19 protein-coding genes are annotated in these 21,439 nt (G+C 67.5%); 2 read left to right on the top strand and 17 right to left on the bottom strand.

Going from position 1 to position 21,439, the window contains the following annotated elements:
- The first annotated feature begins 12 nt into the window (after positions 1–12).
- Entirely contained in the window at positions 13–654 is a 642-nt protein-coding gene (locus tag O3139_RS07515) for a hypothetical protein (protein WP_269513316.1), read from the top strand.
- An 83-nt stretch (positions 655–737) separates the two neighbouring features.
- Here O3139_RS07515 and lpxB read toward each other — a convergent pair whose 3' ends face one another.
- From lpxB to rpsB, 15 genes are all read right to left on the bottom strand, one after another.
- Positions 738–1,907, bottom strand: a complete 1,170-nt coding sequence (gene lpxB / locus O3139_RS07510) for a lipid-A-disaccharide synthase (protein ID WP_269513314.1) — start codon at positions 1,905–1,907, stop codon at positions 738–740.
- Positions 1,904–2,749: a UDP-2,3-diacylglucosamine diphosphatase gene (lpxI, locus tag O3139_RS07505; RefSeq protein WP_269513313.1), complete on the bottom strand. Its 846-nt coding sequence runs from the start codon at positions 2,747–2,749 to the stop codon at positions 1,904–1,906. Before lpxI ends, lpxB begins: the two co-directional genes overlap by 4 nt.
- Positions 2,746–3,531, bottom strand: coding sequence for an acyl-ACP--UDP-N-acetylglucosamine O-acyltransferase (gene lpxA / locus O3139_RS07500; protein WP_269513312.1), 786 nt, complete (start codon positions 3,529–3,531; stop codon positions 2,746–2,748). Before lpxA ends, lpxI begins: the two co-directional genes overlap by 4 nt.
- Positions 3,528–4,007: a 3-hydroxyacyl-ACP dehydratase FabZ gene (gene fabZ, locus O3139_RS07495; protein WP_269513311.1), complete on the bottom strand. Its 480-nt coding sequence runs from the start codon at positions 4,005–4,007 to the stop codon at positions 3,528–3,530. Before fabZ ends, lpxA begins: the two co-directional genes overlap by 4 nt.
- A 6-nt stretch (positions 4,008–4,013) precedes the next feature.
- Complete coding sequence (gene lpxD, locus O3139_RS07490) at positions 4,014–5,012, bottom strand: UDP-3-O-(3-hydroxymyristoyl)glucosamine N-acyltransferase (protein WP_269516438.1); 999 nt, start codon at positions 5,010–5,012, stop codon at positions 4,014–4,016.
- 12 nt (positions 5,013–5,024) lie between these two features.
- Positions 5,025–5,615, bottom strand: coding sequence for an OmpH family outer membrane protein (locus O3139_RS07485; RefSeq protein ID WP_269513310.1), 591 nt, complete (start codon positions 5,613–5,615; stop codon positions 5,025–5,027).
- A 32-nt stretch (positions 5,616–5,647) separates the two neighbouring features.
- Positions 5,648–8,119 (bottom strand): outer membrane protein assembly factor BamA, encoded by a 2,472-nt coding sequence (gene bamA / locus O3139_RS07480; protein ID WP_269513309.1) that lies wholly within the window; start codon positions 8,117–8,119, stop codon positions 5,648–5,650.
- A gap of 29 nt (positions 8,120–8,148) precedes the next feature.
- Complete coding sequence (locus O3139_RS07475) at positions 8,149–9,366, bottom strand: M50 family metallopeptidase (RefSeq protein ID WP_269513308.1); 1,218 nt, start codon at positions 9,364–9,366, stop codon at positions 8,149–8,151.
- Between the two features lie 37 nt (positions 9,367–9,403).
- Complete coding sequence (dxr, locus tag O3139_RS07470) at positions 9,404–10,600, bottom strand: 1-deoxy-D-xylulose-5-phosphate reductoisomerase (RefSeq protein ID WP_269513307.1); 1,197 nt, start codon at positions 10,598–10,600, stop codon at positions 9,404–9,406.
- Positions 10,597–11,421: a phosphatidate cytidylyltransferase gene (locus O3139_RS07465; protein ID WP_269513306.1), complete on the bottom strand. Its 825-nt coding sequence runs from the start codon at positions 11,419–11,421 to the stop codon at positions 10,597–10,599. The genes dxr and O3139_RS07465 overlap by 4 nt, the downstream gene beginning before the upstream one ends.
- A complete protein-coding gene (uppS, locus tag O3139_RS07460) occupies positions 11,421–12,176 on the bottom strand; it encodes a polyprenyl diphosphate synthase (protein WP_269513305.1) in 756 nt (251 codons plus the stop codon). The genes O3139_RS07465 and uppS overlap by 1 nt, the downstream gene beginning before the upstream one ends.
- 34 nt (positions 12,177–12,210) lie before the next feature.
- Complete coding sequence (gene frr, locus O3139_RS07455; RefSeq protein WP_209320968.1) at positions 12,211–12,768, bottom strand: ribosome recycling factor; 558 nt, start codon at positions 12,766–12,768, stop codon at positions 12,211–12,213.
- Positions 12,769–12,793: 25 nt separating this feature from the next.
- Complete coding sequence (gene pyrH / locus O3139_RS07450; RefSeq protein ID WP_269513304.1) at positions 12,794–13,537, bottom strand: UMP kinase; 744 nt, start codon at positions 13,535–13,537, stop codon at positions 12,794–12,796.
- Between the two features lie 140 nt (positions 13,538–13,677).
- Positions 13,678–14,622, bottom strand: a complete 945-nt coding sequence (gene tsf / locus O3139_RS07445) for a translation elongation factor Ts (RefSeq protein WP_269516401.1) — start codon at positions 14,620–14,622, stop codon at positions 13,678–13,680.
- Positions 14,623–14,719: 97 nt separating this feature from the next.
- Positions 14,720–15,586 (bottom strand): 30S ribosomal protein S2, encoded by an 867-nt coding sequence (rpsB, locus tag O3139_RS07440; RefSeq protein WP_269516400.1) that lies wholly within the window; start codon positions 15,584–15,586, stop codon positions 14,720–14,722.
- Positions 15,587–15,776: 190 nt separating this feature from the next.
- Between rpsB and O3139_RS07435 the strand changes: the two genes are divergently transcribed.
- Positions 15,777–16,319: a hypothetical protein gene (locus tag O3139_RS07435; protein ID WP_269516398.1), complete on the top strand. Its 543-nt coding sequence runs from the start codon at positions 15,777–15,779 to the stop codon at positions 16,317–16,319.
- Between the two features lie 74 nt (positions 16,320–16,393).
- Here O3139_RS07435 and dacB read toward each other — a convergent pair whose 3' ends face one another.
- Positions 16,394–17,878: a D-alanyl-D-alanine carboxypeptidase/D-alanyl-D-alanine-endopeptidase gene (gene dacB, locus O3139_RS07430; protein ID WP_269516397.1), complete on the bottom strand. Its 1,485-nt coding sequence runs from the start codon at positions 17,876–17,878 to the stop codon at positions 16,394–16,396.
- On the bottom strand, positions 17,878–21,342 hold the full coding sequence (dnaE, locus tag O3139_RS07425) for a DNA polymerase III subunit alpha (protein WP_269516437.1): 3,465 nt from the start codon (positions 21,340–21,342) through the stop codon (positions 17,878–17,880). Before dnaE ends, dacB begins: the two co-directional genes overlap by 1 nt.
- Positions 21,343–21,439 lie beyond the last annotated feature (97 nt).

Below are 21,439 nucleotides of genomic sequence, written 5' to 3'. Positions count from 1 at the left end.
GGGAGACGGGACATGGCGATCAGGCTTTTCATCACGGGGTTGGCGGCTCTGGCTCTTGCGGGCTGCGAGGCTCCGGCCAGGGAGCCGGCCTCGGCACCGGTGGGTGCTGGCGTAGAGGCTGCACAGGCTGGCTTCGCCCCCCGGACGGTCGGAACGCACAGCGTCAAGGGCGTGCTCCTGGCCTTCGAGGACGTCAGCTGGCCAGCCTACTATGATGGCCTTGAGGTCGGCCCTGCCGGCGCCGCTGTGGGCGACGACGGCAATCTGAAATTGGGCAGTCTCGATCCTGAGGTGGGCGGCCCGGTCGCTCCGGCCACGATCCAGCCGCTGATCGGCAAGCCGGTCGAGGTTCGCTACACGGTGACCACAGAACACCATATGGTCGATCTGACAATGAACGGCGAGGTCCTTGACACAGGCGGACCGGCCCCGGCCGGCGGCGCAAAATCGATCCAGGGCGTGCTCTCCGGCGCGGAATCCGCAACCGCCGGAGATTTGCCGTCAGAGGCCACCGTCACGGCGCCCGACGGCACTTCGGTCACGTTCGAGCTCTTCATCAGCGACAAGCTGGTCGCTGCCAACGGCCGGACCGTCACCCTGCGATATGAAGACGTCCTCGCCACTGAACTCGTGAGCATCGCACCAGCCGCATAGGCCGCAGTCGGCCAACGGCTCCGTCCCGGGTCAACAGCCGGCGACCTCGAACGAAGCTGGAGGACGTCCGGACTCGTGCGCGCTCAGCCCCCTGTGCGCGGACCGGCAGGCGCGTCGCGCAACAGGGTATAGAGGGTCTCCGCGGCGATCTCGGACGGGTCGCGTCCCTCGCGGCCCATCAGGTCCAGGGCGGCGGTCTGGCGGGCGGACTGGTCGGCGCGGGCGGCGGGGTCGTCCAGCAGGCGGGACAGTTCGACCGCGAACCGCTCCGGCGTGGCCTCGGCCTGGATCAGTTCCCTGGCGATCTCGGCATCGGCGGCGTGGTTGAACAGGGTGGCGTACTTGCCGGTGAAGAAGGGCTTCATGATCGCATAGCTCACGGCTGCGAACCGGTAGCCGATGACCATGGGCACGCCCGCTAGCGCCAGTTCGGTCGAGACCGTGCCGCTGGTGGCCAGGGCGACGGTGGCGGCCTTCATCGCTGCATACTTGTCCGCCTCGGTCACCAGATGGGCGCGGAACGGCCAGGCGGCGACGCGGACGGTGACGTCGGCGGCGACCGTGCCGGCGGCGACCACGGCGATCTGCAGGTCCGGACGTTCAGCCTTCAGGCGCGCGGCCGCCTGCTCATAGACGGGCGTCATCAGGCGGATTTCGCCGGGGCGGCTACCTGGAAGGATCAGCAGCAGGGGCGCGTCGGGCGCGAGGCCCCGCGCGGACCGGAAGGCGACGGGATCGGCCCCGCTCATGTCGATGTGCAGCGCCTGGGATCCGACGACGGTGGTGGGCAGACCCTCGGCCTCGAACCAGGGTGCATCGAAGGCGTAGAGGGCCAGCAAATGGTCGACGGCGGCGGCGAGCGTCCTGGCTCTTCCCGGCCGCGAGGCCCAGACCTGGGGGCCGACATATTTGATCAGCTTCACGTCCGGCAGGACGGCGCGAATGGCCCTGGCGACGCGGATGGTGAAGCCCCAGCTGTCGATCAGGACCACGGCATCGGGACGTTCGCGGAGCGCCATGGCGACGGTATCGGCGACCCGGGCCTTGACCCGGCCATAGACACGCAACCCCTCCAGCCAGCCCAGCACCGACAGCTCGGCAATGTCGAAGGGGCTGGCGATCCCGTGTTCGGCCATGCGTGGACCGCCGACGCCGACCACAGCGATTCCGGGCTCTCGCGCCCGCAGCGCCGCAGCCAGTCCGGCTCCGAGGGCGTCGCCCGAGGCCTCCGCCGCGACCAGCATGATCTTCATGGCCGGGGCTCGCCCCAGACGAACAAACCGAGCCGATTTGCGGCATCAATGATTGATTGACGGTCAATCAGGATGAGCCGGCCTTCGATCCCGGCGATGCCGGCCAGACCGGCCGCAGCCGCCATCTCGACCGTGCGAGCGCCGATCACCGGCATGTCGACGCGCAGATCCTGAATCGGCTTGGGAGCCTTCCCAAGCGCGCCCTTGCGGTCCGCCCCCGAGCCCCGCAGGTCGGCGGGCAGGCCCGCGACGCGCGCCAGCATGGCGTCGGTGCCCTCCTGGGCCTCGACCGCCAGCACCAGGCCGTCACAGACGACTGCACCCTGTCCGATGTCGAGTTCTCCTGCTTTTTCTGCGATATGTAGCGCTTTCTTAAGATCAAGCATTTGCGCGGGGGTCGGCGCGACGCGGCCCAGCGCCCCGTCCGGCAAGGTCTCGCCGCCCAGGATGTCGTCTGCGCCCTCGACGCCATAACCCTCGGCCTCGAACACCGACAGGATTTTGCGCAACAGGGCGTCGTCGCCCTTCGTGGCGGCGGCGATGATGCCGGGCAGGACCGAGGCCCCCTTCAGGTCGGGCTTCAGCCGCTTGAAATCCGGTCGGCTGACGGTGCCGGCCAGACAGACGGCCACACAGCCCTGCTGTTTCAAGGCCTTCAGGATACCGCCGATCTCGGCCATGCCGAAGGTGGCGCCGGGCCAGCGTTCCAGATGAACGTCTGCAAACCCGTCCAGCCGCACGATGTACAGGGGACGTCCCTCGGCTTCGCAGCGCCTTGCGATGGCATGGGGCAGTTCGCCCCCGCCCGCGATCAGGCCCAGCTTTCCGGACGCTCCGGTCATTCGCCCGGCAGACAGAGGGGGCGTCTGGCGTCGGCGCGGATGAAGGCGACGATCTCCATGATCTCGGGCAGGTCGGCATAGCCGGCCTCGACGCGGTCCAGCCGGTCTGCGAACATGCCGGCTCCCTCGAACAGGTCCCGGAACGCGGCCAGCAGCCGGCGGACCGCGTCCTTGCCGTAGCCCTTCCGCTTCAGTCCGATCAGGTTCAGCCCATGCAGCCGCGCGTGGTTGCCCCAGGCCGAGCCATAGGGGATGACGTCGCGGGTCACGGCCGCCAGACCGCCGACGATCGCGCCCTGCCCCACCCGTCCGTTCTGATGCACGGCGCACAGGCCGCCCAGGAAGACCCTGTCGCCGATCCTCGCGTGACCGCCCAGCGTGGCCGAATTGGCCATGACGACGTTGTCGCCGACGACCGCGTCGTGTCCGACGTGAGCCCCGGTCATGAACAGGCCGTTGGAGCCGACGCGGGTGACGCCGCTGCCCTGTGGCGTGCCGCGGTTGAAGGTGCAGTGCTCGCGGATACTGTTGTCGTGGCCGATCTCCAGCCGGACCGGCTCGCCCTTGTAGCCGTTGTGCTGGGGGTCGCCGCCGATGACCGCAAAGGGGTGGATGACGGTGCGTTCGCCGATGCTCGTGTCCTGCTGGACCACGACGTGGCTGACCAGATGGACACCCGGCGCCAGCGAGACGCCCGGCCCGACCGTGCACCAGGGACCGATCACGACGTCGGCGGCGATCCTGGCCGAGGGATCGACGATGGCGCTGGGGTGAACGGTCATGTCGCGGGCTGGTCGACCTTGACCACCATGGCCATGAACTCGGCCTCCGCGGCCAGCTTGCCGTCGATAAAGGTCTCGCCCCGGAATTTGTAGGCGTCGCCCCGCGCGCGGATCACCTTGACCTCCATGCGCAGCTGATCGCCGGGCCGGGCGGGTTTCCTGAAGCGGACGCCGTCGATCGACATGAACATGATGACCTTGTCGGCCACGGCGACATCCAGGGTCTTGGACATCAGCAGGGCGCCCGTCTGGGCCATGGCCTCCACGATCAGCACCCCCGGCATGACCGGATCGATCGGGAAATGGCCCGGAAAAAACGGCTCGTTGTGGGTCACGTTCTTGATGCCGACGATCGAGGTCGCGGGCACGAAGGCCTCGGCCTTGTCGACCAGCAGGAAGGGATAGCGATGCGGCAGACGGCGCATCACCTCGGCGTAGTCGATTCGGATGTCTTCGGTGGTCGTGGGATCTGTCACGCGCACTCAGTCCTTCTTGCGGTTCACCTGTCTGGCAAGCCAGACGGCCTCGCGCAAGAACTGACGGATCGGTTTGGCGGGATAGCCCGACCAGGTCTCGCCCGCCGGGATGTCGGCCAGCACGCCCGCACCGCCTGCGACCCGCGCGCCGTCGCCGATCGACAGATGGTCGCCGATCCCCGCCTTGCCGCCGAACATCACATTGTCACCGACCGTGCAGGAGCCGGAAATGCCGGTATGGGCGGCGATCAGGCAGTTCCGGCCGATGATGCAATTGTGCGCGATCTGGACCAGATTATCGATCTTGGTGTTCTCGCCGACGACGGTGTCGCCATAGGCCCCGCGGTCGATGCAGGTGTTGGCCCCGACGGTCACGCCGTCCTGCAGGATGACGCGGCCCAGCTGGGGAACGTCGACGGGCCCGCCGGCGGCCCCTGCAGCCCCGAAACCGGCCTCTCCGATCCGCACCCCGGCATAGATCTTCACCCGGTCGCCGATCAGGGCGAATCCGATCGAGGCCCCCGAACCGATGGCACAGTCACGCCCGATCTGAACGCCGGGGCCGATGACGGTATTGGCCCCGATCCGGCTCCTGCGTCCGATCCGGGCACCCCGACCGACGACCACGCCCGGCTCCAGAACGACCGTGTCGTCTTCGCAGACGTCGCGCCCGATGGCCGCCTCCAGCGTGACGGGTCGATGCAGCCGGGCCGCGACCCGGGCCCAGGCGGCCTGGGGCTCTCGTGAGACGATCACGGCCGCTCCGGCGGGCGCCACCTCGACCGCGGACGGCGGCACGATGACCACGCCCGCACCGGAGGCCGACAGGGCCGCAGCGAATTTGCGATCCGCCATGAAGGCGACGCAGGCCGCATCCGCCTCGGCCAGCGGGGCCACGCGCGACACGGTAGCCCCCGAACGGCGAACGACCTCGCCACCCGTCAGGGCAACGAGGTCGTCGAGGCCGAGCGGTGCCGACGTGGTGAAGAACCGGGCGTCGGGCATCATGCCGAACGCCTACTGGGCCTGTTGGACCGGCACCGGCAGGCGGTTGAAGCTGAGCGACGGCAGGGCCGCGTTCAGGCGCTCCATGACCGTGTCGGTCACGTCCATGGCAGGGTTGGCGATGAACACGCTTTCGCGGTCCAGCAGCAGGCCACAGCCCCGTTCCTGATACACGGCGACCAGGATCGGTTCGACCTGGGCCGAGATCAGGCGGCGCTGCTCACCCAGGGTGTAACGCAGCTCGTCCTGGCGGGTCTGTTCCAGGGCCTGGGCTTCCTGGATTCGCTGCTGCAGCGCGGTTCGGCGCGAGCCGTCCGGATCGGCGGCCTGGCCACCCTGCTGCAGGGCGGTGATTTCGGTCTGGATCGCCGTGCCATAGGGGGCCAGTTCACCCTGAACCTCGGTCGCCAGCTGCTCCATGCGAGCCTGAACGGATTGACCGACCGTCGATTGGGCCAGCAGGCGCTGGTTGAAATAGACGCAGACGCCGGGGATCACGGGTCCGGGGTTCTGGGGGCCGGCGGTCTGGGCCGAAGCGGCCGAGGGGGCGGCGATGGCGGCGAAGGAGGCCAGGGCGAAAGCGCCGAGAGCGAGGAGTTTCATGGGTAACCTTATGGAGGCCGGAACGGCCCGGCTTAGAACTGGGTGGAGGTGGAGAAGCGGAAGGTTTCGGTGCGGTCGTAGTCTTCGGAGCTGAGGATCTTGGAGAAGTCGAACCGGATCGGACCGACGGGCGCCTTCCAGTGCACGCTCAGGCCGACCGAGGCGCGCAGCGACAGGTCGTCGGCCACGCAGGCGTCGCCGATGACGGCGCCGTCGGGGCAGGCGCTGGACAATCCGGTCGTGGCGTTGACCGTGTAGCGGTCGTCGAGCACGCCCAGCGTTCCGACGTCGGCGAACAGCGAGGTCTTGATGCCGTATTGCTCCGGCAGGCCGTTCGGCAGGGTCAGCTCGACACTGCCGACCGCATAGAAGTTACCGCCCAGAGAGTCATTCGTGGCCAGGTCGCGCGGACCCATGCCGGCGTTCTCGAACCCGCGGAAGGTGTTGCCGCCCTTGAAGAAGCGGTCGTTGATGCGGATCGCATCCCCGGCCCAGCCCGACACATAGCCTGCCGAGCCGGTGACGCTGACGATCCAGTCGGGTGTGATGCCGTAGTAGGCCGTCGTTTCGACCTCGGTCTTCACATAGTTCACATCGCCACCCAGACCGGCAAAGTCCTGGCGCAGCGATCCGGTCCAGCCGCGCGTCGGGCGGATGGGATCGTTCCGACGGTCCACCAGCAGCGTATAGCCGATCGCGGAGTTCAGCGAGGCACCGATCTGTTCGCACAGGGCCGCCGACCCCTGTCCCGCGCCCGAGCAGTAGCCGACGGGCACGATGATCTCGTCATCCTTGATGGTGTATCGCGTCGCCAGCCGGCTGTAGCCGTTCAGCGGATAAGACAAACGCAGGCTCGCACCGGTCGAGCGATAGTCGAACGACGACTCCTGCTGGAAGTCGTATCGCGAGTGGAACACGTCGAAGCCCGCGCCGATGTCGCGACCCAGGAAGCGGGGCTCGGTGAAGCGGAAATCGATCTGCTGACGCAGCGAGCCCCACTCGACGCGGGCCACGACGTTCTGACCCCGGCCGCGGAAATTCCGCTCCGAAATCCCGAGGTTGACGACGAAACTGTCGACCGAGCTGAAGCCGGCCCCGACGGAAAGCTCACCCGTGGGCTGTTCCTCGACGGTGACGTTCACGATCGAGCGGTCGGGGGCGGAGCCGCGCTCCTCCTCGATGGTCACGTCCTTGAAGAAGCCCAGGCCCCGCAGGTTGTTGCGCGAGCGCTCGACCAGGGTGCGGTTGAAGGCGTCGCCCTCGGTCAGCAACAGTTCGCGACGGATGACCGGGTCGATCGTCCGCGTATTGCCGATGACGTTGATGCGGTCGACATAGACGCGCTGGCCCTCGGAGATGTTGAAGGTCACATCGACGGTGTCAGTGTCCGGATTGGCACGATAGGTCGGATTGATGTCGACAAAGGCATAGCCGGCCGAACCGGCGGCGAAGGTCAGCGCATCGACCGAGCTTTCGATCTTGTCGCTCTCGTACAGATCGCCGGACTGGATCGGCAGCAGAAGCTTGAGGAAGTCGGCGTTCAGGCGATCGTTCTCGGTCACCACGTCGATGGTGCCGAAATTGTAGCGGTCCCCCTCGTCCACGGTCAGGGTAACGCCGAACGCGCTGTCATCGGGAGCCAGCTCGGCGACGGCCGAGGTGATGCGGAAATCGTAATAACCCCGGTTCGTATAGAATTTGCGCAGCTGCTCGCGATCGTAGTCCAGGCGGCCGGGGTCGTAGTTGTCGTTCTTGGTGAACAGACGGAACCAGGCCGATTCCTTGGTGACCATGACCTCCTGCAGCTCGGAATCCGAGAAGGCCTGGTTGCCCAGGAAGGTGATGGCCTGCACGCCGGTTTCGGGGCCTTCGTCGATCTCGAAGACGACGTCGACGCGGTTCTGTTCCAGCTGGACCAGCTTGGGCGTGACCGTCGCCGAGATCCGGCCGGACAGACGATAGAGCTCGATCAGCTTGCCCACGTCCTCCTGGACCCGGGCACGGGTATAGATGCCGCGCGGAGAGATGGTGACCTCCTCCCGCAGCTTGTCCTCCTTGATCGAACCGTTCCCTTCGAACACCACCTGGTTGATGATGGGGTTCTCGACGATGCGGATAATCAGGTCGCCATTGTCCTGAAGCCCGATCTGGACGTCGGCGAACAGCTGGGTCCGCGTCAGGGTGCGGATGGCGACGTCCAGGACGACCGGATCGATCGTGTCGCCCGGCTGGATCGGCAGATAGGACAGGACCGTGGTCTGGTCGATCCGCTGGTTGCCCTGCACGAGAATGCGATTGACCACGCCCGTCTCGGTCGGCGGGGCGGTCGGGGCCTGGCCCGTGGCCTGAAGCGCCCCGGGCTGGACGTTCGGCGCGGGCGGCGGCGTCTGGGCCAGCGCCGGGCCGGCCGCCATAAGGGCGATCAGGCTGGCGGTGGCGACGAAACCGCCTCGCAGAGTTCTGTCGGCCGGGGTGTTGGCGGCGCGCGGGTGGTTCAGGATCATTCGGGAAACCAATAAGGGCTGGCGTCGGCTCACGAGACGAGCCCGCCCAGGAATTTGAACAGGTTCAACTTCTGCAGGTCGTTCCAGGTCGCGAACAACATCAATCCCGCCAGCAAAGCAAGACCGACCCGATACCCCGCCTCCTGAACACTGGCCGCCACAGGTTTTCTCGCCACAGCCTCATAGGCGTAGAAAACCAGATGACCGCCATCCAGAACCGGGATGGGCAACAGGTTTAGAAAGCCGATTCCGATCGAAAGTATGGCGGCAAAGCTCGTCATCGTCAGAAGCAGGTTGATGGCCATGGCCCCGGGGTCGGGATTGGCCGCGACGGCCGCGTTCGTCAGGGCCCCGGATGCCTTGGCGATGCCGAGCGGTCCGCTGAGCTGGTCGCCGTTCTCGCGGCCGGTGAAGATGCGACCGATGTAGTTCAGCGTCGTGCCCAGAACGTTTCCGGTCTGACGCACGCCCTCCCCGACCGCCTCGATCGGATTGTAGCGGATCTGGCGGGTTTCGGCCGCCGTGGACGACAGCAGAACGCCGAGTTGGCCCATGTTCGTTCGCCCGGCCAGAGGGTCCTCCTGCACGCGGCGCTCCGGCGTAGCGATGAGGATCAGTCGCTGTCCCGCACGTTCGACGGTGAAGCGCAGCGGATCACCGCTCGACAGGCTGGTGCGGCGGCTCACGTCACTGCGATCCCGAACCGGGCTGCCGTTGATCTCGGTGATCAGGTCCCCGACCTGAAAGCCCGCCGTCGCTGCGGGCGAACCCGCCACGACCTCCACAATGCGCGCGGGCCGCAGCGTGACCCCGACCACCGAAAACAGGACCGTAAAGATCGCGATAGCCAGGACGAAGTTCGACACCGGCCCGGCGGCGACGATCAGCATCCGCTGCCAGATCGGCTTGAAATGGAAATAGTCGCGCTCGGCCCCGACACCCTTCTCGGCCACGATCTCGCGCTTCAGCGTGTCCAGACCCCGGCTGTCGGGCACGCTGGAGGCATCCATGTCGCCCGAGAACTTCACATAGCCCCCCAGCGGCAGCCAGCCGATCCGCCATTCGATGCCGTGGCGGTCGGTGCGGCTGAAGATCGCCTTGCCGAAGCCGATGGCGAACCGGTCGACCTTCACCCCGAAATACCGCGCGACGAGGAAGTGACCCAGTTCGTGAATCGTGACGATGACCGTCAGCACCATCAGGAACGGCACGACCGTCATCAGGACCTGCGCCAAGGCATTCAGCATTCGCTCGTCGTCCCCGTTTCCTGTCCGCGAGACGCCATCAGGCGGCGATCGCCATGTCCTGGACGATCCCGACCGCGACACGACGGGCGTCCGCATCGAGGGCCAGAGCCCCCGCGCAGGCGTCGTCGTAACCGGAACCCGGCCCCGTCTTCGTCATCCGATCAAGCGTTTCGGCGATGACTGCGGCAATATTGAGAAAGGCCAGACGACGGTCAAGAAAGGCCAGGGCCGCGACCTCGTTCGCCGCATTGAAGACGGTCGGTGCCCCCGCCCCCGCCTCCAGCGCCTCACGCGCCAGCCGCAGGGCCGGAAACCGCACCGGATCGGGGGCCTCGAACGTGAGTTTGCCAAGGGCCGCGAGGTCCAGCCGGGGGGCCGGCCAGGCCAGTCGCTCGGGCCAGGCCAGGGCGCAGGCGATGGGCGTGCGCATGTCCGGCGGTCCCATCTGGGCCAGGGTCGAGCCGTCGATGTATTCGACCAGGCTGTGGATGATCGATTCCGGATGCACCACGACGTCGATCTTTTGGGCCGACATGCCGAACAGATAGGCCGCCTCGATCATCTCCAGGCCCTTGTTGGCCATGGTGGCGCTGTCTACCGAGATCTTGGCCCCCATGCTCCAGTTGGGGTGGGCCACGGCCTGCTCCGGCGTCATGGCGGCCATCGCCTCGCGCGAGGTCGTGCGAAACGGGCCGCCCGAGGCGGTCAGGATCAGCCGTGCGACATGGTCCGGCGTCTCGGCCGGAAACACCTGGAAGATGGCGGAATGCTCGGAATCGACCGGGATCAGTCGCCCGCCGTGGGCGCGGACCCGCTCGATCAGGCTGGAGCCGCAGCAGACCAGACTTTCCTTGTTGGCGAGGGCGAGCGTCGCCCCGGTCGCCGCCGCCGCCCAGGCGGACTTCAGACCCGCCGCGCCCACGATGGAGGCCATGACCAGATCCGTCGGACGCGTCGCCGCCTCGATGACCGCCTGTTCGCCCGCAGCGACCGCTATGCCTGTGCCGTCCAGCGCCGCGCGAAGCTCGTCCAGCCGTGCCGGGTCGGCCGTCACGGCGATTTCCGGCCGCCAGCGCCGGGCCTGTCCGGCCAGACGCTCGATATTGGCCCCGCCGGTCAGGGCCACGACCTGGAACGCGGCCGATCCCGCGGCCTGGCCGTGCTCCATCAGATCGAGGGTCGAGGTCCCGACCGAGCCCGTCGAACCCAGGACGCTCACCCGCCGCCGGATCATGCGCCGCCCTCCAGCAGCAGCACGCCCAGCCGACCGGCCGCCACCACGACGATGGCGAACATCAGCCCGTCCACCCGGTCGAGCAGCCCCCCGTGTCCCGGGATCAGCTTGCCCGCATCCTTGACCCCAAAGCGCCGTTTCAGCGCCGATTCCCACAGGTCACCCGCCATGGTGGCCAGGGCTCCCGCCAGACCCAGGGCACCGCCCCACAGGACGGTCAGCGGCCCCATGTCCAGCCAGGCCGCGATCGTCGCGCCCGCCCCGACCCCGGCCAGCAGCCCACCCAGAAAGCCGGACCAGGTCTTGTTCGGCGAAAAACGGGGCCAGAGTTTCGGACCTCCCAGCAGGCTGCCGAAAACATAGGCGGCGATGTCGGAGGCCCAGGTCACCGCCAGCACGAAGACCGTCCAGTGCAGGCCCGAGGCATCGTCGGCCTGACCGTTGCGCAACCAGATGACCAGCACCGCCGGCCAGCCGAGGTAGAGCACGCCATAGGCAGCATCCAGCGCCTCCTGCCCCCGGGCCCGAGCATACAGGGCGGCCGCGACCGCGCCGAAGACCAGAAGCACCAGAGACAGCGACAGCTGCTGGGCATGAACCGTCAGGATCGCGCACAGCAGGCCCAGAAACACGGCCGCGCCCGTCGCCCGCCAGGCCCTGGGGGCGCTCATCATCGCCCATTCGGCCGACAACAGGGCGGCTGCGGCGACCAGAAGGGCCAGGAACCACGGCCCGCCCAGCCAGGTGGCCAGGCCCGCTGCCGGAGCCAGAACGATGGCGGAGGCGGCGCGAAGCCCGATGTCGCGCACCCGAATCGCCATCAGCCGACCGCGAGGGCCGGGGCGACGGACACGGACCCGAACCGGCGGTCGCGCGCCCGGTACTGCCGGACCACGTCGGCCAGGGCGTTTGGCCCGTAATCCGGCCACAGGACGTCCTGATAGATCAGCTCCGCATAGGCGGCCTCCCACAGGAGGAAGTTCGACAGCCGCTGCTCGCCCGAGGTCCGCACAATGGCGTCCACCGGAGGTGATCCGGCGGTCGACAGGCCCATGCCCAGCATGTCCTCGTCCAGCGGGCCCGTCGCCTGCCCCGCCAGCACGCGATCGACGTGGGCCTGGGCTGCATCGACGATGTCGGCACGGCCGCCGTAGTTGAAGGCCACCTGAAGCAGGAATTTGTCGTTATGCGCCGTCGTCCGCTCTGCCCGCTCGACGATGGCGTCGATGTCGCTGGGCAGGCCGGTGCGGCGGCCCAGCACCCGCACCCGCACACCCTCGCGCGCCAGCCGGTTCAGGTCGCTGGACACATAGGACCGGACCAGACCCATCAGGTCGGACACCTCCTCGACCGGACGACGCCAGTTCTCGGTCGAGAAGCCGAACACCGTCAGGCATTCGATGCCGAAATCGGGCGCGGCCTGGACGGTGCGCTTCAGCGCCTGCACGCCCTCGCGGTGACCCATGGCGCGCGGCAGTCCCCGCGCCTGCGCCCAGCGACCGTTTCCGTCCATGATCAGTGCGACATGCCGGGGCCCGATCTCAGAGGCTGGCAGACCGCCGGGTTGGGCCGTCATCGATAATCCGTTCTGTCGAGGTGAGAGGAGGCCCTCAAACCTGCATGATCTCAACTTCCTTGGTCTTCAAGGTCTCGTCGATACGCTTGATGGCCGCATCGGTGTCCTTCTGGACCTCGGTCTCCATTTTTTTCTGATCGTCCTGGCTGATCTCGCCCGCCTTCTCGGCCTTCTTCAGGTCGTCGTTGGCGTCGCGGCGCACGTTGCGGACGGCGATCTTCTGCTGTTCGGCATATTTGCCGGCCAGCTTGGCCAGCTCCCGGCGGCGCTCCTCGGTCAGGGGCGGCACGGGGATGCGCAGGGTCTGGCCGTCGACGATGGGGTTCAGGCCCAGACCCGCCGCGCGGATGGCCTTCTCGACCGGTCCGACCATCGACTTGTCCCACACGCTGACCGAAATCATGCGCGGCTCGGGTACGCTGATGGCGGCCACGGCATTCAGCGGCGACGAGGAGCCATAGGCCTGGACCTGGACCGGATCCAGCAGGCCGGCATTGGCACGGCCCGTCCGCAGGCCCTGGAATTCCTCCTTCAGGGAGGACACGGCGCGGTCCATGCGGTCGCGATAGGTCTTCAGATCGGGCTTGGCCATGTGGTCTCCTGGTGCGTTTCTTGTATCAGGCCGCTTTGGGGTCTGTGTCGCCGATAACGGTAAAGGTCCCCTTGCCTTTCAGCACCTTGCGCAGGGAATCTTCCTCGCGGATCGAGAACACCACGATCGGAATCCCCGACTCGCGCATCAGGGCGATGGCGGCGGCGTCCATGACCTTCAGGTTCTGGCTCAGCACATCCTGATAGCTCAGGTGGTCATAGCGGGTGGCGGACGCGTCCTTCTTCGGATCGGCCGAATAGACACCGTCCACCGACGTTCCCTTCAGCAGGGCGTCGCAGCCCATTTCGGCGGCGCGCAGGGCGGCGGCCGTATCGGTCGTGAAATAGGGATTGCCGGTCCCTGCGGCGAAGATCACCACGCGGCCCTTTTCCATGTGCCGGACGGCCCGACGGCGGATATAGGGCTCGGCGATCGCGGCCATCGGTATGGCGCTCTGCACGCGGGTCTGGACGCCGATCTTCTCCAGCGCGTTCTGCATGGCCAGGGCGTTCATCACCGTCGCCAGCATGCCCATATAGTCGGCGCTGGCCCGCTCCATCCCGGCGGCTGCGGTCGACAGGCCCCGGAAGATGTTGCCGCCGCCGATCACCAGACAGATCTGAGTCCCGCCCTTGGCCACCTTGGCGATGGCGGCGGCCACGGTGTCGACCGTGTCCATGTCGATGCCATAGCCCTGATTGCCCATCAGGACCTCGCCCGACACCTTCAGCAGCACCTTCTTGTATTTCGGGGCACTGTCAGCGGGCATGGGGGTCTCGTCCGGCGGGAATCGTCGGTGTCTTATAGACGAAGGGCGCGCCCGGCTTCAAAGCCGAACGCGCCCCTCAGTAGAACTTCGTCATCCTCGGGCCAAGGCGCGTAGCGACGCCCGACCGGACGATGTCGAACTCAGGCTTGCGGAGCCATCATCGAGGCGACTTCGGCGGCGAAGTCCGGTCCCTCGACCTTCTCCACGCCCTCGCCCAGGGCCAGGCGGACGAAGCCGGCCAGGTGCAGGCCGGGTGCGCCCAGTTCCTTGCCCGCGTCGGCGACCAGCTGCTCGATGGTCACATCGGGGTTCATGACGAACGGCTGCTTGGTCAGCACCACGTCCTTCTGGAACTTGTTGATCTGGCCCTCGACGATCTTGGCGATCATGTTCTCGGGACGGCCCTCTTCCTTGGCCTTTTCGGTCAGGACCTGACGTTCCTTCTCGACGGCGGCCGGGTCCAGGTCATCGGTGTTCAGCGACAGCGGCGCGGTCGCGGCGACGTGCATGGCGATCTTGCGGCCCAGCTCGCGCAGGGCGGCCTTGTCGCCACCACCGTGCAGGGCGACCAGCACGCCGATGCGGCCAAGGCCCGGAGCCACGGCATTGTGGACGTAGGAGGCGACGACGCCCTCATCGACCGACAGGCGGGCGGCGCGACGCAGCTGCATGTTCTCGCCGATGGTCGCGATCATGTTGGTGACCTCGGCCTGGATGGTGTTGCCATTCTCCAGTTCGGCACCGTGCAGGGCCTCCACCGTGTGATGGTCCAGGCCCTTCTGGGCAAAGGCCTTGGCGGCGTTCTGGAACAGCTCGTTGCGGGCCACGAAGTCCGTTTCCGAATTGAACTCGATGGCGGCGCCGACTTCGCCCTTGCCGTCTTCCTTCGAGGCGACGGCCACCAGGCCCTCGGCCGCGACGCGGTCGGCCTTCTTGGCGGCCTTGGACAGGCCCTTGGCGCGCAGCCAGTCGATCGCGGCGTTGATGTCGCCGTCGGTTTCCTGGAGCGCCTTTTTGCAGTCCATCATGCCCACGCCGGACTTGGCGCGAAGGTCCATGACGAGGGCGGCGGTGATCTCGGCCATTTCTGGTCTCCTGAGGTCTTGAATGCGTGAGCGGCCGGGGGATTACCCCGGCCGCGTGTCAGTTTTGCGGACGGTCCGGATCGCCGGACCGTTCCGATCAGGCGTCGGCCTGCTCTTCTTCGGCGGCGGTCTCTTCGCCCGAAGCGGCCAGCAGTTCCTCGGCGACGGCCTCGGTTCCGGCGGGCGCTGCGTCCGCATCGACCGGGGCCGAGGCCTCGGCCAGCATCGGCTCGACGGGGTTTTCCATCGCGCCCAGGTCGACACCCGAGTGCGCGGCACCGGCGGCCAGGCCGTCCAGGACGGCGTCGGCGATCAGATCGCAATAGGTCTGGATGGCGCGCGCGGCGTCGTCATTGCCCGGAATCGGATAGGTGATGCCGTCGGGATCGGAGTTGGTGTCCAGGATCGCGATGATCGGGATGTTCAGCTTGCGGGCTTCCAGGATCGCGATCGCTTCCTTGTTCGTGTCGATCACGAACATGATGTCGGGGATCGAGCCCATGTCGCGGATGCCGCCCAGCGACAGTTCCAGCTTTTCCTTCTCGCGGGCCAGGTTGACCAGTTCCTTCTTGACCCGGCCCTCGCCGCCGCGCTCCAGGATGCCTTCCAGTTCGCGCAGACGCGCGATGGAGCCCGAAACGGTCTTCCAGTTGGTGAGGGTGCCGCCGAGCCAGCGGTTGTTCATGTAATACTGGGCGCAGCGCTTGGCGGCCTCGGCGACCGGCTCTGCGGCCTGGCGCTTGGTGCCGACGAACAGCACGCGTCCACCTTTTGCAGCGACTTCGCGCACGGCCACCAGAGCCTGGTGGAACAGCGGCATCGTCTGCGACAGGTCGATGATGTGGATGTTGGAGCGCGAGCCGAAGATGTAGCGCTCCATCTTCGGGTTCCACCGGTGCGTCTGGTGGCCGAAGTGGGCACCGGCTTCGAGCAGGGTGCGCATGGAGAAGTCTGGCAGAGCCATGGGATGAGTCCTTTTTCCGATTATTCCGCCGCAGACGGTGAAAGGACCGGCTGGTCCCTCGGAACGGAGCGCCCGGGATGTCTCCCCGAACACGCCACGCCTGCGTGTGAAGTGGGCGGCGATATAGGCGGGTTGGACGCAAAGGGCAAGTCATGACTATCGTGGCGCACCACCTCAGAAAATGGTGCCCATGATGATAAACCGCATTCTCGTCGTGCTGATGGGCATGGCCCTGCTTGCCTGGCCCCTCCCGGTCAAGGCGCAGGATCGTGAGGATCCCGATGAGTCCCTGAATGGCGCTGAACTGGCCATCGCCCATGGCATGGTCGATGACATGCTGGCGACGGCGCTGACCGATCAGATGGAAAGGACCGTCGACGAAATGCTCGAAGGTGCGCCGCCTGAACCGTCGTCACAAACCGCAATCAAAACGGCCTTCCGAGCTCGCCTGCCAAAGCTGATCAGCCAGGTGCAAGACTGGGTTGCCCAGGCAATCGTCGATGAGTTCACCCATGAGGAACTGCTCAATCCAGATTCGATCCCCGCCGCGCGTTGGAGCAATCTCGCCGACGGCGCTCGCGATACGGGGATCGAATTCGGCATGCGGTTCATGATCGAGGTCATTGACGACGTTTGCGCACCGGAGGACGCCTCCGCCTTCTGTGAACGCGCGCGGGACGTCGTTGCCGATGAGGATCAGTTGAACGCTGTTCGCGAGCGTGCCCGTCAGTAATCGCCAGGTGGCTATGGCACCTGGCCTGTGGCCGCCAGCCTCCAGGATGAGCGGTCGGCAGAGGCGCGTCCTCTTCAGTTCTCCGCCGCCAGCGCCAGCACGGCGCGGTCCATGGCCTCCAGCGCCGACCCCGCCGACGAGGGACGGTCGTTGGCATAGATCGCGAACACCAGCGTCCGCCCGCTGGCCGCCGTCAGGAAACCGGCCAGGGCGTTAACGCCATTCAATGTGCCGGTCTTGGCGAATACCCGCCCCTCCAGCGGCGTCCCCACGAACCGCCGCGACAGGGTGCCGTCCCGCCCGCCGACCGGCAGGGTCGCGCGCCAGGCCTCGCCCCAGGGCTGGTCCATCGTCCACAGCAGGAAGGTCGTCACCGCCCGGGGACTGATGCGATTGTAGGCCGACAGGCCGGACCCGTCATAAAGGTCGAAGGCCTCGCGCGGGACGCCCGCCATCGCCATCACCGCCTCGACCCGGGCAAGGCCGTCGGCGCGCGCGCCCGTGCCATCCAGCCGACCCAGTCGATGCAGCATCAGTTCGGCATACAGGTTCTGGCTGGCCTTCGCCGTGCGGGTCAGGGTGGCCAGCAGTGGCGGCCGCGCCAGACGCGCCACCTCCACCTCGTCCATCCCGGAAACCGGGGGGACGGCGTCCGTCAGCGTCGGCGGTCGATGGCGCGCCGTCACCTCGCCCTCCACCAACACGGCGCGCGCCTCCAGCAGACGCCGGAACCGGCGCGCCGCCGTCAGGGCCGGATCGTCCAGCCCGACCCGCAAACGCGCGGGTGCCGAACCGACCGGCATACGACCGTAAAGGCGCACGCCCTCCTGACCCGGCCGGCGTTCCAGCCTCAGATCGGCCTCGCCGTCCGCGACGGTGACCGCCTCCGTCTCCAGAGACTGAAGGTCGTCTCCGTCCCGCCAGGTCGCCTGAACCGGCGCACCGGCCGTCGCGCCCGGCATGACCTCCAGAACGACGACATTGTCGTTGACCGTCAGGGCGGAGACAGCCGCCCCGAACGGCTCCTGCATGTCCTCCCAGCTCCAGCCGGGACCCCACCGCGCGTCGGGGAACAGCCGGTCGTCGCCGATGACGTCTCCGACCCGCCGGACCCGCGCGGCCGTCGCATCGGCGAGTTCGGACAGGCAGTCGGTGACGCAGCCCGGCCCGTCGCCCAGTTGCGCGTCGCCGGCCCCGACCAGCACCACATCGGCCGCACCGCCGTCCGGACGGTCTTCAAGGCGGACCGAGGTCCCGTCGGCCGGATCGGGCGCATCCAGATCGTCCAGCAGGGCGAAGGCGGCGGCCGTGGTGAACACTTTTGTGGTCGAAGCCGGCATGAAGCGCTGATCCGCGTTCCGCGCCATCACGGGCTCGCCCTCTGCCGTGACGGCCATCAGACCCCAGCGCGTGCCCGCCAGCGCCGGTTCGTCCAGAACGGCCAGAACGGCCGGGGGTGCCGTTTCGGCAAGCCCCGCGGACAAGGCGCAACCGCCCGCCGACACGGTCAGGGCCGCGACCAGCGACCACAGGGCCACCCGCGCGGCGGCCCGGCGCATCAGGCGTCTTCCAGCATCAACACACCGGGGGCCGACTTCAGCGCCCCCCGCAGCGCCCCGTCCAGACGATAGCGGCCCGGCAGCCGCATCTCGACCTCGCGTCGTCCGTCCAGCGAGGCGATCAGGGTGATCTCGCCCCCCGCGCCCCCCTTGCCGGGCTGGGCCGTCGCCCTTGCCAGCCGCGCCTGGATGGCGGCGGGGTCGGTCGTGCGCGCCGACACATGGACCCGCAGGCCCACCGAGGCGTCGTCCACCAGGGCATCGAGCCGCGAACAGTCGTCGCCGAAGAAGCGGACCTCCCCGTCCGACGCCTTGGCCCGCACGCGGACCATCAGGGCCGAACCGACCTCCAGCAGGTCGCGGCATTTCCGCAGCTGTTCGGGCGGGAACAGGCATTCGAACTCGCCCGTCGGGTCCGAGAAGGTGACGAAGGCGAATTTCTCGCCATTCCTGGCGCTGGCACGCTCCTGACGTCGCCGTACGACCCCCGCCATCATGAAGGCGTCGTGACCCTGCTCCGCCCGCTGCACGGCCTCGGCCACGAAGGTCACGCGCTTGCGCCGCAGCGCCCCTTCCATGTCCTCCAGCGGGTGGCCGGACAGGTAGAAGCCGACCGCCGACAGCTCCTGATCCAGCCGTTCCGGCCCGACCCAGGGCTCCACGGCCTTCAACCGGGGCCGCGACGCCCCCGCCTGATCGGCCCCGAACAGCGACACCTGCGACGAGGTCCGGTCCGCCGCCACGCTCTGGCAATAGGCCATCAGGGTATCGGCCTGTTCGAACAGCTGGCGGCGGTTCGGATGAAGGGAATCGAACGCTCCCGATTTGGCCAGTCCCTCCAGCGCCCGCTTGTTGACCGCGCGCGGATCGACCCGCTCCAGGAAGTCGAAGATGTCGGTGAAGCGGCCGCCGGTCTCGCGCACCTCGACGACGTGCTTCATCGCCTCCAGACCCACATTGCGGATGGCCCCCAGCGCATAGAGCACCGCTCCGGTCCCCTCCTCCCACGCCACGTCGAAGTCGGCCGAGGATGTGTTCACATCGGGTGCCCGCACGGGCACGCCGAACTTCCTGGCATCCTGATAGAAGACCGCCAGCTTGTCGGTGTTCGACAGATCGAGGCTCATCGAGGCGGCGAAGAACTCGACCGGATGGTTCGCCTTCAGCCAGCCGGTCTGGTAGCTGATCAGCGCATAGGCCGCCGCGTGCGACTTGTTGAAGCCATAGCCGGCGAACTTGGCCACCAGTTCGAAGATGGAGTCCGACTGCTGTTCCGGCACGGACTTCTCGGACGCGCCCTTGATGAAGCGCGCCTTCTGGAAATCCATCTCCTCCTTCTTCTTCTTGCCCATGGCGCGGCGCAGAAGGTCGGCCTCGCCCAGGCTGTAGCCCGCCAGGATCTGGGCGATCTTCATCACCTGTTCCTGGTAGATGATGACGCCATAGGTCTCCGACAGCGTCTCCTTCAGGCTGGGATGCAGATAGTCGACCTCGGCCCGACCGAATTTGCGGTCGATATAGGTGTCGATCATCTCCATCGGCCCGGGGCGATACAACGAGATCAGCGCCGTGATCTCCTCGATGGAACCGCAGCGCATCTTGCGCAGGGTGTCGCGCATCCCTTGCGATTCCAGCTGGAACACCCCGACCGTCTGGCCCGAGGCCATCAGCTCATAGGTCTTGCCATCGTCGAGTGGCAGCAGGTTGAAGTCCTGCGCCGCCCCGCGCCGGGACAGGTATCCGTGGGCCCGGTCCAGCACCGTCAGGGTCTTCAGGCCCAGGAAGTCGAACTTCACCAGCCCGGCCGGTTCGACCCATTTCATGTTGAACTGGGTGGCCGGAATGTCGGACCGCGGGTCCTGGTACAGGGGCGTCAACTCGACCAGGGGTCGGTCGCCGATGACGATGCCTGCCGCGTGGGTCGAGGCGTTGCGATACAGCCCCTCGAGCTCCAGAGCGGTCTCCAGCAGGCTCGCCACCGCCGGGTCGGCGTCGCGCGCCTCACGCAGACGCGGCTCGATCTCGATCGCCTGGGCCAGGGTCGTGGGATTGGCCGGATTGTTGGGGATCATCTTGGCCAGCCGATCCACCTGGCCCAGCGGCATCTGCAGCACCCGGCCGACATCGCGCAGCACGGCCCGTGCCTGCAAGGTGCCGAAGGTGATGATCTGGGCGACCCGGTCCTTGCCGTACCGCTCCTGGACATAGGTGATCACCTCCTCCCGCCGCTCCTGGCAGAAGTCGATGTCGAAATCGGGCATGGAGACCCGCTCGGGGTTCAGGAACCGCTCGAACAGCAGGCCGAACCGCAAGGGGTCCAGATCGGTGATGGTCAGGGCCCAGGCGACCAGCGACCCGGCCCCCGAACCCCGCCCCGGCCCGACGGGAATCCCGTGCGCCTTGGCCCATTTGATGAAGTCCGACACGATCAGGAAATAGCCGGGGAACCCCATCTGGGTGATGATCCCGACCTCCCATTCCAGTCGGGTCCAGTAGTCGGCCTCGGGGGCCGAGGGCGTCACCCGATTCAGCCGCGCCTTCAGCCCCTCGCGCGCCTGATGCATCAGCTCTTCGGGTTCGGTCCGCCCGTCGCCGGCGTCGAAGCGCGGCAGGATCGGCGGGTGGGTCCTGACCAGAAAGGCGCAGCGGCGCGCGATCTCGATCGTGCTGTCACACGCCTCGGGCAGATCGGCGAACAGGGTCCGCATCTCCGCCGCCGTCTTGAAGAAATGCTCCGGACTGATCCGTCTGCGATCCTCCTGACCGGTAAAGGCTCCGTCGGCGATGCACAGCAGGGCGTCGTGCGACCGCGCCTGGTTCTGTCGGGCGTAGTGGACGTCGTTGGTCGCCACCAGCGGGACGTCGTGGCCATAGGCCCAGTCGACCAGCCCCCGCTCCGCCGCCGCCTCGTCCGGTCGGCCATGCCGCTGCAGCTCGACATAGAACCGGTCGCCGAACGCCCCGGCCATCGCCGCCAGCGCCCTTGCCCCCTCGGCCGGCTTGTTCTGCACGAACAGGGGATCGACCGGACCGTCCGGACCGCCCGACAGCAGGATCAGCCCCGCCGACCGGGCCACGACCTGATCCCAGGTCACATGCGGCTCCTCGTCTCCGGCGTCCAGATAGGCCGAGGACGACAGGGCGCACAGGTTTCGCCAGCCCGTCTCGTCCTGGCAGATCAGGACCACGGTCGGCACCTTGGCCCAGCGTTCGGTCCGCTTGCCGCCGATGCCGGTCACCGGCAGGGCACAGGCGATCAGCGGCTGGACCCCCACCGCCTTGGCGGCTTCGGAAAACTCCAGCGCCCCGAACAGATTGACCCGGTCCGAAACGCCGACCGCCGGCATCCCTGCGTCCGCCGCCAGTCTCCCGACCTTGCCCGCCTTGATCGCGCCTTCCAGCAGCGAATAGGCCGAGCGGACCCTCAGATGGACGAAACCGGTCTTTGCGGGCGCTTCGGAAATGGCCTGAACCTCGATGTCAGGCCGGAGGCGACTCATCTCGCCAACAGGGCGACCTGCCAGACCATCCAGACAAAGCCGCCGCACGATGCAAGCGACA

This window comes from Brevundimonas subvibrioides, assembly GCF_027271155.1.
Lineage (GTDB): Bacteria > Pseudomonadota > Alphaproteobacteria > Caulobacterales > Caulobacteraceae > Brevundimonas > Brevundimonas subvibrioides_D.
The sequence above is the reverse complement of the archived record's forward strand: the minus strand, read 5'-3'. Positions and strand labels throughout refer to the sequence as shown.